We start from the raw sequence: 13,681 nt of genomic DNA, 5'->3' as shown, positions 1-13,681 counted from the left end.
CCATGACCGAAGGACCCACGGGGCCCGTGCCCCCGCTGCGGATCGTCCTGGCCGACGACCACACCGTGATGCGCTCCGGCCTGGTCGCCCTGCTCTCCTCGGAACCCACCGTCGAGATCGTCGGCGAGGCCGGCGACGGCGCCGAGGCGGTGCGCCTCGTCGAACGCCTGCGCCCCGACGTGATCCTCCTGGACCTGCGGATGCCCGTCCTCGACGGGGTGGGCGCCACCGAACGCATCGTCGCCGGCGACGCCCCCACACGCGTCCTCATCCTCACCACGTACGACACCGACGCGGACATCGAGCGCGGCGTGGAGGCGGGCGCCACCGGTTACCTCCTGAAGGACGCCACCCGGGAGCAGTTGGTGGAGGCCATCCACTCCGCGTCCCGGGGAGAGACGGTCCTGGCCCCGAGGGTCGCCCAGCGCCTGGTCGCCCGTATGCGCCGCCCCGCCGCCGTCACCCTCACCACCCGCGAGGCCGAGGTCCTGCGGGCGGTCGCGGACGGTCTCTCCAACGGCGAGATCGGCCGCCGCCTCTTCATCGGCGAGGCCACCGTGAAGACCCACCTCCTCCGCATCTTCGCCAAACTCGACGTCAGCGACCGCACCCGCGCGGTGGTGGTCGCGATGGAGGCGGGGCTGCTGAGCGGGGAGTGAGCCCCGGGCCCATGACGCGAGGACGCCCGGCCGGAGACCCGGCCGGGCGTCATGCCGATTCCTCTTACCCCTACCGCCGGGCGGTGAAGTGGTCCGCGCCTGCGGCGGTGGCGAACGACGAAAGCGCGGCGCGGCTGATGAGCAGTGCGGGGCCGTGCGGGTCCTTGCTGTCGCGGACGGCGACGGTCCGGGCGTCGAGGACGCCGCATTCGACGCACTGCGCGCCGCTGTCGCTGTAGGAGGACTTCCACCAGGTCACCGGCAAGGTGGAGGCGTCGTGGATGTTGCTCATGTGCTCTTCCTTATCTCTGTGATGAGAGCCGCCGACGCCTCGACGGAAAGCGCGGCGGCGCTGAGACGCTGCCAGGCGTCCCGGTGAGCGGCGACCTGCTCGCGTTCCTCGACATAGAGCGCCGAAGTCAGCCCCTCCGTGTGGACCACGTCGAGGTCCGCATGCGGGCCGAAACCCAGAACGGTGAAGCTCCCCAACTGCCCGACGTGCAAGGGTGCGTGGGAGGGGAGCACTTGGATGTTGATGTTCGGGCGCTTGCCCGTGGTGAGAAGGCGGCCCAACTGTTCACGCATCAATCCATCGGTGTCCGCAGTGGAACGCAGCGCCTGCTCGGCGATGATCGCCCACAGAGTGAGCGGGTCCTCGCGCGTGAGTACGGCCTGGCGGCCGAGCCGCACCTCGACCAAGGAGTCGACGCGCGCTTCGACCGCTTCCGACATTGCGGTCGCCCGGATGATGTCGCGGGCGTACTCGGCTGTCTGGAGCAGACCGGGGATCACGCCGAGCTGCCATGACGAGATGGACTCCGCCTCCGTCTCCAGGCTGATCAGGTCCTCGTACACAGGTGACACGATGCCCCGGTAGGAATGCCACCAGCCGCGCTGCGCGCCCTCCTTGGTGAGGACCAGCAGCGCCGCCCGCAGTTCGTCGGTCACCTCGCGCCCGATCTCCGCGTAGAGGTCGAGCAGGGTGTCGATGTCCTTCGCCTTGGCGGCGCTTCGGGCCGTCTCGATCCTGGACAGCTTCGAGTAGGCGAACTGTCCCTTGGACCGCTCCGCGACCTCTTCGAGGGTGAGTTCACCGCGCAGCGCGCGCAACTTCGCACCGAGGCGCCGACGGCGCACTGTAGGCGTACTCACTTCTTTGCCCTCCCCTTTGGCGGCGTGCTCGACAGTCTGCCGTGAGGGTTCACGGCCTGTCACCTGCGTGCTTCGTACTGGTGTCTTAGCTTCTAAAGGCACATGCAAATTTCTACAGTGTTGTGATTCTGCTTGCACAGTGAGTAGCTGAAAGAGCACTCTGGTGTGACGAAGAATCGCAGCCTCATGGAGCGTGCGGCTGACTCGTGCGCGCCTTGACGCCTGCCTGTGAGGGGATACGCATGATTGAACAATGGCAGACGGCTTTATCCGCTTCCTGTGCACCACTCGTCGGCCCGCCGCCTGTCCTGCTGCTCGCGAGTGAGCCTCAATCCGCCAAAGTGGCACGGGACTTCGTCCGTGAGTTCGTGCCGTACCACGTTCCGGGGGTTTCCGAGGGCTACGTGGAGACGGTCGTCCTGGTGGCGTGCGAGCTGGTGACCAACGCGGTTCGCTACGGCACCGAACCAGGCGACTCCGTGCGCGTCGTGCTCGACAGCGACGACAAACGGACGCGGATCGAGGTGCACGATCCGGTACGAAGGCACCCACGCCCCCGGCCCCCGTCGTGCGAACGTGACCGGGGGCGGGGACTGATCATTCTTGACGCGTTGTGCCCCGGTGCCTGGGGGATCTACGACATCCCGTTCGGGAAATCGGTGTGGGCCGAGTGTGCCATGGGGCCGCCGGGGCGGGGATGAACGAAGAGGAACGCCCGCCCGGCGGGGTGACCGGGCAGGCGGTCCGAAGGAAAGAAGGGGCTCAGGCCGTGGTGCAGAGGGTGGTGCCGAGGCGGAAGGCCGCGGGGGCGGTGCTGTTGCCGGTGTGGGTGGCCTGGTAGCCGATCTGGACGGAGGCGCCGGGGGCGAGGGAGGCGTTGTAGGGGAGGTTGGTGGCGGTCACGGTGCCGGTGGTGGGGGTGTAGCCGGCGTTCCAGCCGGAGGTGAGGGTCTGGCCGGGCGGGAGCGTGAAGCCGAGGGACCAGCCGTTGAGGGGGGTGGTGCCGGTGTTGGTCAGGGTGAGGGAGGCGGTCAGGCCGGTGTTCCAGACGCTGGTGGTGACGGCGACCCGGCAGGCCGAGGGCTCCGGGTCGGTGCCGGGGTCGGGGTCCGGGTCGGTCGGGGTGGTGCCGTCCAGACCGAAGAAGGTGATGGCACGCGCCTCCATGCCGGACATCGGCAGGCTGTGGCCGACGCCCTGGACGCTGATCGCCTCGACGGGGGCGTGGTCACCGGTGGCCCCGTAACGGGTGCGGGTCCAGCCCGACTGCGGGGTGTCGGTGGAGACCGGGGTCCGGGAGACGCCGAGGACGTCGGTCCACTGGTCGATCTCCTCACCGAAGTTCGGGTAGCGCAGCGTGGTGTCCTCGGTGCCGTGCCAGAGCTGCATCCGGGGACGGGCACCGCTGTAGCCCGGGTACGCGGCGCGTGCCAGGTCGCCCCACTGCTGCGGGGTGCGGTCCACCGTGCCGTTGGCGCAGGCGCTGTTCCAGCCCGATCCGTCCGTGGTGGCGAAGCAGGAGTGCGGGACGCCCATGAAGGCCGCGCCCGCCTTGAACACGTCCGGGTAGTCGCCCAGCAGGACGTTGGTCATCATCGCGCCGGAGGAGGCGCCGGTGACGTACGTACGGTCCGGGTCGGCGCCGTAGCGCTGCTGGACGTACCCCACCATCGACCGGATTCCCACCGGGTCGCTGCCGCCGTCCCGCCGCAGCGCCTGCGGGGACGAGACGTCGAAGCAGTTGCCGCTGCGGGTGGCGGAGGGGTAGATCACGAGGAAGCCGTACCGGTCGGCGAGCGAGGCGAACGCCGTACCGGAGTAGAAGGCCGGTCCGGAGCCCGTGCAGTAGTGCACCGCCACCAGGACGGGCGGCCGGGCCCCGGCGGAGGCCGGCACGTACAGATGCATGCGCAGGCCGCTGGGGTTGGCGCCGAAGTCCGTCACCTCGGTCAGCGAGGCGGCGGAGGCCGGGGGCGACACGGCGAGCAGGAGCGCGGAGAGCAGCGGCAGCACCCCGCCGAACAGCGCGGTCAGCCAGCGCCCGAGCGGGCGCCGACCCGGCATCCGGCCACGGGCGGCGGCCGGTTCGTACGGGGTGCGCGGAGACGTCCTCCGGAGGTGCGCGAGGCGGCCGGCCGGGGTCGCGGTTCGGCCGGTCATGGATCTATTGGTCATGTCCCTGTCCTTCCTAGACTGCCCGCTGTGAAGGGATTGCTGCTGCGGCTCTCGGCGCTGGACGCCGATGCCGCCACCGCTGTGCGCGTGATCGCCCACTTCGAGGCGCTGCTCGGCGGCGGTCCTGACCCGGTGTCCCTGGCGCGGTCCACGGCGGGTCTGGCCGGGTGCGCGGCGGGGCTGGAACTCCCCGACGGGCGCGCGGCACGTTTCGGTCCCGGCGGCGCGGCCCTGCGCGGGGCGCCCGTCCGGGTCTCGGGCCGGGTGGTGCTGGAGCCGTCCGGCGCGGTCTGGCTGGAGCGGCCGGGCGCCCCCGAGCCCTTCGACGAACTCGTCCTGGAGTGGATGGCCATCACCGCCCGGGTCCTCGCCGGCCGCCCCTGGCAGCCGCCGGGCCTGCGCCCCGCCGATCCGGCCCTGGTCGAGCTCGTCCTCTCCGGCCGGGAGGACGTTCCCGACCGCGTCCGCGCCCTGCGGCTCCTGGGGTTCTCCCCCGACACCGGACTGCGCGTCGTCGCCGTCGCCGGCCGCCCCGGCACCGACGCCGGGGTCGAGGCCGTGGCCCTGCTGGGGCGGGGGGCGCCCATGGGCACGGTCCGGGTGGCCAGGGTCGGCGCGCTGGGTGCGGTGCTCGTCCAGCCCGGTACCGACGCGGCCGGGGACGATACGGCGGCCCGGCTGCGGGAGGCGCTGCGGACGCGCGCGGGGGAACGGGGGGCGGTCGCCCCGCCCGGGAGCCGTCCCCCGGGCTCCGGCACGGCTCGTCCCTCCCCGCCCCGGGCCACCGGCTCCGACGGGACGCGTCCGCATGCCCCCGCCCCCGGAATCAGGGCCGGGGTCGGCGGCGAGGCCGACCCGCTGGACGCGCGGGCCTCGTGGTGCCAGGCGCGGGCGGCGCTGAGGTTCGCGGTGGCGGGGGATCCGCTGGACGCGGTGGCCGACCACACCGAACTGGGCCCGGTCGCCCTGCTCGCCGACATCCCGGCCGACCGGCTCCGCGCCCAGTCGGACGTGCGCGGGCTCGGACGGCTGGCCCGGGACGACCGGGCCGGCCAGGGGGCCGCCCTGCTGGCCGCCCTCTCCGCGTTCTGCCGCACCGGCACCCTGCGCCGGGCCGCGGCCGAACTCCACCTGCACCACAGCTCGGTGGCCGCCCGGCTGACCCGGGTGGAGAAGGAGTGCGGCTGGAACCTCCGCGACCCGCGCGACCGCTTCCACGCCCAACTCGCGCTGTACGCGTGGCGGCTGGCCGAGGCGGGGGAGGCCTCGGACGGCGGGTGAGGGGGGTGTGTCCGTCCGACTCCCGCGTGGGACGGCCCGGCCGTCCGTAGGCGCGGCTCGCACAGTGCCTCGGGTGAGGGGCGGGAGCGTCCTTCCGGACCGACGCGGGCGGCGACTCGGCGCCCGTACGCGCTCACCGGCCGGTCCGGTCCGTGCCCACCGGTGCTCAGCGGCCGGTCCGGTCCGCGTCCGCAGGGCCTCACCGGCGCCCCAGTGCCGTGCCGAGGACGGAGACGGCCTCGCGGGTGGCGTCCTGGATGACGGCCGCGTGGTCGACCGCCCAGGCGCCGTGGAAAGTGCCGGGGAGCAGGCGGATCGTGGCGGGGACGCCGGCGGCGGCCAGCGCGTGGGCGTAGTCGATGCCCTCGTCCCGCAGCGGGTCGAACTCCATGACCGAGATGTACGCGGGCGGCAGCCCGGCCAGCGAGGCGGTGGGGGCGCGGCCGGGTGCGGCATGGACGGGGACGACCGCCCCCGGATGCGGCCGGCCGCCCAGGTACGCGTCCCAGCTCAGCCGGGCGTTGTGCCGGTTCCACACCGGCGTATCGGTGAACAGCCGGGCGCTGGGCGTCTCCAGGCGGTCGTCGAGCGCGGGGCTGCACAGATGCTGGAAGCGGATCGCGGGGCCGCCCCGGTCCCTGACGAGGAGGGTCAGCCCGGCGGCCAGACCGGCTCCGGCGCTGTCGCCCCACAGGGCGATCCGGTCGGCGCGCACCCCCAGCGGGCCGGCGCGGTCCACCAGCCCGCACAGCCCGGCGTAACAGTCCTCCAGGGCGGCGGGGTAGGGGTGTTCGGGCGCGAGCCGGTAGTCGACGGAGACGACGAGCACCTCCAGTTCCCGGCAGAGCAGCACGTTCCAGTCGTGGTCCACGTCCGGTGAGCCGAGGACGAAGCCGCCGCCGTGGATGCCGTACACGACGGGCAGCGGCCCCGGCCCGCGCGTCCGGCGCCGGGGCCGGTGGAGGCGCAGCGTCACGTCCGGGGCGCCCGGCGGACCCGGGACGCGCAGTTCCTCGATGTCCACGCCCTCGGTGTCCGAGGCGGCCAGGGCGACCGCGAGCTGTTGGGCCTGGGCGGCCCGCGCGGCGGCCAGATCAGAGAGGTCCACCTCGGGCATCAGCGCGAGCGCGGCGGCGAGTTCAGGATCGAAAGCGTGCTGGGTGCGCATGTCTCTCCTCCGGTCCCGGATCTGCCCGGCGGGGGCGGTGGTCAGACGCTCTCACGCCGTGTTCGCGCAGGTCATCCGACGTACGTCGGGAGGAGGGGCGGGCGGACCCGACACGGCGGAGCAATCTGCGGGAACCTCAGCCGCCCGAGTACGGGGGAGAACCGCTTCCGACCTGCTGATTCGGCGCCCGCGCAAGGGAATTGGGTCCTCTTGACGCGGGTGTACGGCGTCCCTAGGTTCTCCTCGCTCGATCGATATCACACTCGAAACTTTCGGCGTGGGGGCGGTAGTGAACAGGAACAGAAGGCGAGGCAGGGGTGCAGGTCGCCGTGCGGCCGGACGCGGGTCCTCCGCCCGTCGTCGCGGCCTCGCCCGACGCGTGGCACCGCTGCTGGTCACCGGCGGGATGTGCCTGAGCGCGCTGACGGTGACCGGGACCGCCCGCGCGGACCAGGCCGGCACCGGCATCGTCGACTCCACCCGGCACGGTGGCCGCACGGTCGCGCTGACCTTCGACGACGGGCCGAACCCCACCGACACACCACAGCTGTTGAAGGTGCTGCGCGCCCACCACGTCAAGGCGGTGTTCTGCCTGTGGGGCGACCACGTCCGGGCCCATCCGGAGCTGGTGCGGGCGATCGTGGCGGGCGGGCACACGCTGTGCAACCACACCATGAACCACGACGATCTGGCCTCCTGGTCCCCCGAGCGGATCCGGGCCGATCTGGAGCGGACGAACGCCGAGATCCGCCGGGCGGTCCCGGGCGCGCGCATCCCGTACTTCCGCGCCCCGTACGGGAGCTGGGGGCAGAGCCCGCAGGTGGCGAGCGCTCTGGGGATGCAGCCGCTGGGCTGGCGGCTGGCGGTCGGCGACTGGGAGCCGCCGGGCACCGAGGAACTGGTCCGCCGGCTGGAGGAGGGCATCACCCCCGGCTCGGTGGTGCTGCTGCACGACGGCGGGGGCGACCGCAGCCAGACCGTGGCCGCCGTCGACCGCATCGTGCCGAGGCTCAGATCCCAGGGCTGGCGCTTCGAACGCCCCGCCCGCCACGCGTAGGACCCACTCACGTCAGGAGAGCTGTATGGATACGCATTCCGTGCGACACCACCGGCGTTCGGCGCCCGGGACCCGGCCGCGTGCCCGTCGGGCCGGGGCCCGGCTCGTGGCCCTGGTGGCCGGGGCCCTGCTGCTGGCCACCGTGCAGCCGACGAGTGCCGCGCCCCGGCCGCACGCCGCGCAGACCGCCGGGCAGACCGCCGCGTCGGGCCGGGGCGCGGCGGCCGGTTCATGGACGGGCAGTTGGGCGACCACGCCCACCGAGCGGCCCGCCTCGGACACCACCGTGTTCGAGGACCAGACCCTCCGGCAGGTCGTGCACCTGAGCCTCGGCGGGGACCGGGTGCGGCTGCGGCTGTCGAACGAGTTCGGGGACCGGCCCCTGGTGATCGGGCAGGTCCGGGTGGCCCGTCCGGCCGACGGGGGCGAGGGCGCGCGGACCGACCCGCGCACGGACCGGCCGGTCACGTTCGGCGGCCGGACGTCCGTGACGGTCCCGGCGGGTTCCCCGCTGCTCAGCGACCCGGTCGACCTGCGGGTGGCAGCCGGCGGCGATCTCGTCGTCAGCATCCACCTCCCCGAACGCACCCCCGGCACCACGCTCCACGCCTTCGCCCAGCGCCAGAACTACGTCGCCTCCGGTGACGTGACCGCCCGCGCCGGCATCGACCCCACCGCCACCAACGACCGCTGGTACTTCCTGACCGGCGTCAGCGTGAGCGGCGGGGCCCGGGGCGCGGCACGTCCCTCCGCCGTGGTCGCCCTCGGCGACTCCATCACGGACGGCGCGAACACCGAACCGGGCGCCGACCACCGCTGGCCCGATCTGCTGGCCGAGCGTCTGCGGACCGCCTCCGGGCCGTACGCGCGGGGCGTCCTCAACGAGGGCGTCAGCGGCAACCGGCTGCTGCACGACCCGAATCCGCCCGCCGGGTCCGACGCCGAGAACTTCGCCGCCTACTTCGGCCGGAGCGCCCTGCGCCGCTTCGACCGCGACGTCGCCTCCCAGCCGGGCGCGTCCCATCTCCTGGTGCTCCTGGGCGTGAACGACCTCGGCCACCCCGGCACCGTCGCCCCCCTGTCCGAGCGGGTGACCGCGCAGGACCTGATCGACGCCCACCGCCAGCTCGTGGCACGGGCGCACGACCGTGGGCTGAAGGCGTACGGCGGCACGATCCTGCCGTTCAAGGGGGACACCCTCGGCTTCTACAGCGCCGAGAACGAGGCCGCGCGCCAGACGTTCAACCGCTGGCTCCGGACGAGCGGCGTCTACGACGGCGTCGTCGACTTCGACCGGGCCCTGCGTGACCCGGCCGACCCGCAACGGCTGCTCGCCGCGTACGACAGCGGCGACCACCTCCACCCCAACGACGCGGGCGCGCGGGCGATGGCGGACGCGGTGCCGCTGAAGCTGCTGCGCTGACGGGGGCGGTCCCCGGCGGGGACCGTTGGCCGGACGGGCCCCATCCGACCCGCCGATCCCGTCCGGCCGGCCGCGAACCCCCGACGGGCCGGGCACGGGGCCGGGCCCGAACCGATGGGGCCGGTCACGGCCGACAGCGCGTCCAGTCCCGCCGGACCGGGCCCCGAACCCCACGGGGCCATTCACCGGCCGGCCCCGAACCGACGGGGCCGCGCACCGCCTACAGCGCGTCCGGTCCCCGCTCGCCCGTGCGGACCCGGACCACCGTCTCGACCGGCTGCACCCACACCTTGCCGTCGCCGATGCGGCCGGTGCGGGCCGCGTCGGTGAGCGCGTCGATGACGTCGTCCGCCTCCGCATCGGCGACGACGACCTCGACGCGGACCTTGGGGACCAGGTCGACGCGGTACTCGGCGCCCCGGTACACCTCGGTGTGGCCGTGCTGCCGGCCGTAGCCGCCGGCCTCGGTGACGGTGAGCCCGTGCACCCCGCGTTCCTGGAGGGCGGCCTTCACCTCGTCGAGGCGGTGCGGTCTGATGACGGCGGTGATCAGCTTCATGGGGCGGGGTTCCTGTCCTGGGGGAGCGTGGCCGGCCGGGTGGTCACGGCCGGCGCGGCACCGTGACCCAGGGCGCCGTGATCGTAGGCGCTCTCCGCGTGCTGTGTCTGGTCCAGGCCCGTCAACTCCTCCTCCGCCGAGGCCCGCAGCCCCATGACGCGGTCGACGGCCCGGCCGATCGCGTACGTCATGCCGAAGGTGTACGCGGCCACCGCGACGACCGCGACGGCCTGCCGGGCGAGCTGGCCGAAGCCGCCCCCGTAGAACAGCCCCTCGGCGCCGCCGGTCATCGCGGTGGTGGCGAACAGGCCGATGAGCAGGGTGCCGACGACCCCGCCGACGAAGTGCACGCCGACGACGTCCAGGGAGTCGTCGTAGCCGAGGCGGAACTTCCAGGCGACGGCGTACGAGCAGACGACACCGGCGGCCAGTCCGACGGCCGCCCCGCCGAGGACGCCCACGGTGCCGCACGCCGGGGTGATCGCGACCAGTCCGGCGACCGCGCCCGAGGCCGCGCCGAAGGTCGTGGGGTGACCGTCGCGCCGCTGCTCGACGAAGAGCCAGCCGAGCAGTCCGGTGCAGCCGGCCACCAGGGTGTTGAGGACGGAGGCCGCCGCCAGACCGTCGGCGGCGAGCGCGGAACCGCCGTTGAACCCGAGCCAGCCGAACCAGAGCAGACCCGCGCCGAGCATCACCATGGGCAGGCTGTGCGGGCGCATCGCCTCCTTCCGGAAACCGATGCGCGGCCCCACGACCAGGACGAGTGCCAGCCCGGACGCCCCGGACGCGATCTCCACGACGAGTCCGCCCGCGAAATCCAGCGCGCCCAGCGACTCCTTGATCCAGCCGCCCGGTCCCCACACCCAGTGCGCGACCGGGGCGTATACGAGGAGCGTCCACACCGGGACCAGGACCAGCCAGGCCGCGAAGCGGGTGCGGTCCGCGACCGCCCCGCTGATCAGCGCGGCGGTCAGGATCGCGAACGTCAGCTGGAACGTGGTGAACAGCAGCGTGGGCACCCCGCCCGTGAGGCTGCCGGGCCCGATGCCCGCCAGGCCCGCGTGGCCGAGGTCTCCGACGAGCCCGCCGAAGGCGTCGTCCCCGAACGCCAGCGAGTAGCCCGCGAGCAGCCAGACGACGGTGACGAGCGCGATGGAGACGAAGCTCATCATCAGCATGTTGAGTACGTTCTTCGTCCGGACCATCCCGGCGTAGAACAGGGCCAGTCCGGGCGTCATCAGCAGGACGAGCGCGGTGGCGGCGAGCAGCCAGGCGGTGTCACCTGTGTCGAGGCCTGCCGCGGCCACGGTCACGCGGGCCATGGGCGTTCCTTCCTCGGGGGTGCGGGCGACTGCGAGCGTGACCCGTGCGCGTTTCGTCCCGAGGTCCCGAAGGTTTCCGCCGCATTTCATTGCGTGCCGGTTGCCGCGTGCTCACGGCGGGGCGCGGTGACCGCCGGAGCACCCCCGAGTCCGTGCCCGTCGACGGACACGGACCGGGGGTGGACCCGGGGGTCGCCGGGACCGCCGAATACGGCTTGCGGCGTCGCCGCCCGCACGGCGTACGGCACCGCGCCCCCGGGCCCCTACTCCTCGATACGGGCCCCGGCCCCGCTCACCCGCACCCGGGGGTCGCCCGCGCGCAGTTCCACGCGCAGTTCGCCGGGGCGGCCCAGGTCCGCGCCCTGGTGCAGCAGGAGGACCGACTCCTCCGGGACCAGCCCCCGCTCCCGCGCGTACGCCCCGAACGCGGCCGCCGCCGCGCCGGTCGCCGGATCCTCGACCACCCCGCCGACGGGGAAGGGGTCGCGGACGTGGAAGACCGTCCCGGACTCCCGCCACACCAGTTGCAGGGTGGTGAGGTCCAGCCCGGTCATGAACGCCTTCAGCCGTTCGAAGTCGTACGCGAGCGCCGCCAGCCGCTCCCGGGTCGCGGCGGCGAGCACCAGATGCCGGGCGCCCGCGTAGCCGATCCGGGGCGGCAGCGCCGGGTCCAGCTCGTCGGCGTCCCAGCCCAGGGCCGCCAGCGCCTCGGCGACGTCCTCGTCCGCGACCGTGTGGACCGAGGGCTCCACGCTGGTGAGCGTCGCCCGCAGCGTGCCGTCCGGACCGCGCACCACCTCGACCGGGACGGTCCCGGCCCGGGTGGCGAGGACCAGCTCGCCGGGGCCGTGGCGTTCGGCGTGCGCCACGGCGGTGGCGATCGTGGCGTGCCCGCAGAAGGGCACCTCGGCCACCGGTGAGAAGTAGCGCACGGTGAAGGCGCGTTCGCGGTCGCGCAGCTCTGCCGGGGGCGCGGTCAGGAACGCCGTCTCGCTGTAGCCCAGCCGCGCGGCGACGGCCAGTTGCTCCGCGTCGGACAGCCCGGTGGCGTCCAGCACGACGCCGGCCGGGTTGCCGCCCGCCGGGTCGGTGGAGAAGGCGGTGTAGCGGAGGATCTCGGGGGCGGGGCGCGCGTGGGGTGTCGGTGTTGGTGTCGTCACCGGGCAAGCATGCGGGCGCCGGGCCCCGTAGGGGAGGAACGGCCGGCCCGCGCACCGCCGCGCACGTCCATGATCATGTGGGCTTCCTCACAGGGAAACCACAGGCCGGCGAGGCAACTGCCCCCTTTGGTCGGGAGTGTCGGACCGGGTGCCGCCGGACCGGGCGCAGGTGTGAAGAAACGGTGGCGACGGATCGGGGTGCCGGTCATACGATCACCCCATGTCGTGGGCGTGGGGCCCGTCCGCCGCGACCGCGAGCCCACGCACGCCTTCACTGACGCCCCTCGTTCCTTCCCGTCCTCCTCCCGATCCGAAGGGCCCTTGTGACGATTCGCCGCATCCTCGCCACCGCCGTCGCCGCCGCCGTGACGACCCCCGTTCTCCTCCTCTCGGCCGGACCGGCGTTCGCCGACGCCCGGCCCGCGGCCCCGGTCCAGGGGAAGCAGACCCAGGGGAAGCCCTCCGTCGAGGAGCTGGAACTGGCCGCGGCCGCCGCGCAGAAGGCGTACGACGAGGCCGTGGCGGCCGAGAACGCCGCGCTCGACGCGCTGAAGGCACTCCTCTCCGACACCCATCCGCTGGCCGTCGCCGTCACGGACGCCAGGACCGCCGCGGCCGAGGCCGCCACCGCGAAGACCGCCGCCGACCAGGCCGTCGTGGACGCGCGGGCGGCGCTGGACGCGCTCCCGGAGACGGCCACCGAGGAGGAGCGGACCGCCGCGGCGGCGAAGCTCACCGAGGCGGAGGGCAAGGCCGCGGAGGCCGCCACTGCCAAGACCGCGGCCGACACCGCGGTCACCACGGCCCAGACCGCGCTCGACGACGCACGGGTCGGCGCGGCCCGCGCTATCGGGGAGGCGCGGAACGTCACCAAGCAGGCGCTGGCCGACAAGAACGCCGCCGACGCGGCCCTCGCCAAGGCCAAGGAAGAGGCGGAGGAGGACGACGAGGACGGTGAGGACTGCGTCGCCGAACCCCGTCTGACCACCGTCGTCACCGGACTGCCGTCGACCGTGGTGGCCGGTACGAAGGTCGACTTCAAGCTCCGGGTGACCAACGGAACGGAGAAGACGATGGACGAGGTGCTTCCGTTCGCCTACGTCCACGCCACCGACACCAGCGGGCGCGGCAGCCTGGAGGACCTGGTGCGCCTCCAGTGGTCGTCCGGGGCCTCCGGCACCTGGAAGACCGTCGACAACAAGAACTACATGGACGGCGTCAGCCCGTTGAAGGCCGGTGCGCACGCCGACATCAAGCTGCGGATGACGATCGACGCCAAGACCCCCGCGGGCAACGGCGTCACCTTCGTCGCCGGTGACTACTTCAACGAGGACGGCAGCTGCGGCGGCAGCCCGGACCTGGCGGAGTACGGCTTCACGATCGCCGCCGCGGGCAGCAAGCCCGGCAAGGTGGACGACGCCAAGCCCGAGCCGACCGCCTCCGGTTCCTCGGACGTCACCCCGCAGACCGGCGGCGGCGCGCGTACGGCCAACGGCACCCTCGCCGCCACGGGCGCGTCCTCCGCGACCCCTCAGCTCGCCCTCGCGGGCGGTGCGGCCGTGGTGCTCGGCGCGGGCGCGGTGTTCGTTGCCCGCCGCCGCAGGGCCGGTTCGCACATCTGATCCGTCGGCGGGACGCGGCGCGGTGCGCCGCCGACCTGTGACGCACGGGCCCGGCACCCTCGTGGTGCCGGGCCCTTCGCGTGTCCGGGAGAGGGCGGGCGGG

13 protein-coding genes are annotated in these 13,681 nt (G+C 73.7%); 6 read left to right on the top strand and 7 right to left on the bottom strand.

Annotation, left to right across the window (positions count from 1 at the left end; all coding sequences use genetic code 11):
* Positions 1-2 precede the first annotated feature (2 nt).
* Positions 3-659 carry a response regulator gene (locus ACFVDM_RS00645; RefSeq protein ID WP_383630947.1) on the top strand — a complete coding sequence of 219 codons (657 nt, stop codon included), beginning with the start codon at positions 3-5 and terminating at the stop codon, positions 657-659.
* 70 nt (positions 660-729) lie between these two features.
* Here ACFVDM_RS00645 and ACFVDM_RS00640 read toward each other — a convergent pair whose 3' ends face one another.
* Both ACFVDM_RS00640 and ACFVDM_RS00635 read right to left on the bottom strand, forming a co-directional pair.
* Positions 730-951, bottom strand: coding sequence for a DUF397 domain-containing protein (locus ACFVDM_RS00640; RefSeq protein ID WP_383630944.1), 222 nt, complete (start codon positions 949-951; stop codon positions 730-732).
* Entirely contained in the window at positions 948-1,811 is an 864-nt protein-coding gene (locus tag ACFVDM_RS00635; protein ID WP_383630941.1) for a Scr1 family TA system antitoxin-like transcriptional regulator, read from the bottom strand. The genes ACFVDM_RS00640 and ACFVDM_RS00635 overlap by 4 nt, the downstream gene beginning before the upstream one ends.
* Before the next feature lie 242 nt (positions 1,812-2,053).
* Between ACFVDM_RS00635 and ACFVDM_RS00630 the strand changes: the two genes are divergently transcribed.
* Positions 2,054-2,512, top strand: coding sequence for an ATP-binding protein (locus ACFVDM_RS00630; RefSeq protein ID WP_383630938.1), 459 nt, complete (start codon positions 2,054-2,056; stop codon positions 2,510-2,512).
* Between the two features lie 61 nt (positions 2,513-2,573).
* Here the strand turns inward: ACFVDM_RS00630 and ACFVDM_RS00625 are convergent, their stop codons facing one another.
* Positions 2,574-3,875 (bottom strand): PHB depolymerase family esterase, encoded by a 1,302-nt coding sequence (locus ACFVDM_RS00625; RefSeq protein WP_383632093.1) that lies wholly within the window; start codon positions 3,873-3,875, stop codon positions 2,574-2,576.
* A 138-nt stretch (positions 3,876-4,013) separates the two neighbouring features.
* Between ACFVDM_RS00625 and ACFVDM_RS00620 the strand changes: the two genes are divergently transcribed.
* A complete protein-coding gene (locus tag ACFVDM_RS00620; protein WP_383630935.1) occupies positions 4,014-5,267 on the top strand; it encodes a PucR family transcriptional regulator in 1,254 nt (417 codons plus the stop codon).
* A 199-nt stretch (positions 5,268-5,466) separates the two neighbouring features.
* On the opposite strand, the gene ACFVDM_RS00615 is transcribed toward ACFVDM_RS00620, so the two are convergent.
* The gene (locus tag ACFVDM_RS00615; RefSeq protein ID WP_383630932.1) at positions 5,467-6,435 is read right to left on the bottom strand and encodes an alpha/beta hydrolase; all 969 of its coding nucleotides are present in this window, start codon (positions 6,433-6,435) and stop codon (positions 5,467-5,469) included.
* Positions 6,436-6,814: 379 nt separating this feature from the next.
* Here ACFVDM_RS00615 and ACFVDM_RS00610 point away from each other — a divergent pair, with 379 nt between their 5' ends.
* Both ACFVDM_RS00610 and ACFVDM_RS00605 read left to right on the top strand, forming a co-directional pair.
* Complete coding sequence (locus ACFVDM_RS00610; protein ID WP_383630929.1) at positions 6,815-7,492, top strand: polysaccharide deacetylase family protein; 678 nt, start codon at positions 6,815-6,817, stop codon at positions 7,490-7,492.
* Between the two features lie 25 nt (positions 7,493-7,517).
* A complete protein-coding gene (locus ACFVDM_RS00605) occupies positions 7,518-8,915 on the top strand; it encodes an SGNH/GDSL hydrolase family protein (protein ID WP_383630926.1) in 1,398 nt (465 codons plus the stop codon).
* Positions 8,916-9,135: 220 nt separating this feature from the next.
* Here the strand turns inward: ACFVDM_RS00605 and ACFVDM_RS00600 are convergent, their stop codons facing one another.
* From ACFVDM_RS00600 to ACFVDM_RS00590, 3 genes are all read right to left on the bottom strand, one after another.
* Positions 9,136-9,474: a P-II family nitrogen regulator gene (locus ACFVDM_RS00600; RefSeq protein ID WP_383630922.1), complete on the bottom strand. Its 339-nt coding sequence runs from the start codon at positions 9,472-9,474 to the stop codon at positions 9,136-9,138.
* Complete coding sequence (locus ACFVDM_RS00595; protein WP_383630919.1) at positions 9,471-10,796, bottom strand: ammonium transporter; 1,326 nt, start codon at positions 10,794-10,796, stop codon at positions 9,471-9,473. Before ACFVDM_RS00595 ends, ACFVDM_RS00600 begins: the two co-directional genes overlap by 4 nt.
* A gap of 263 nt (positions 10,797-11,059) precedes the next feature.
* Positions 11,060-11,956, bottom strand: coding sequence for a PhzF family phenazine biosynthesis protein (locus ACFVDM_RS00590; protein WP_383630916.1), 897 nt, complete (start codon positions 11,954-11,956; stop codon positions 11,060-11,062).
* A gap of 323 nt (positions 11,957-12,279) precedes the next feature.
* Between ACFVDM_RS00590 and ACFVDM_RS00585 the strand changes: the two genes are divergently transcribed.
* Positions 12,280-13,578, top strand: a complete 1,299-nt coding sequence (locus ACFVDM_RS00585; protein WP_383630913.1) for an LAETG motif-containing sortase-dependent surface protein — start codon at positions 12,280-12,282, stop codon at positions 13,576-13,578.
* Positions 13,579-13,681: the final 103 nt, after the last annotated feature.

It is taken from the genome of Streptomyces sp. NPDC057682 (assembly GCF_042799575.1).
Lineage (GTDB): Bacteria > Actinomycetota > Actinomycetes > Streptomycetales > Streptomycetaceae > Streptomyces.
This window is presented reverse-complemented; position numbering and strand designations above follow the sequence as displayed.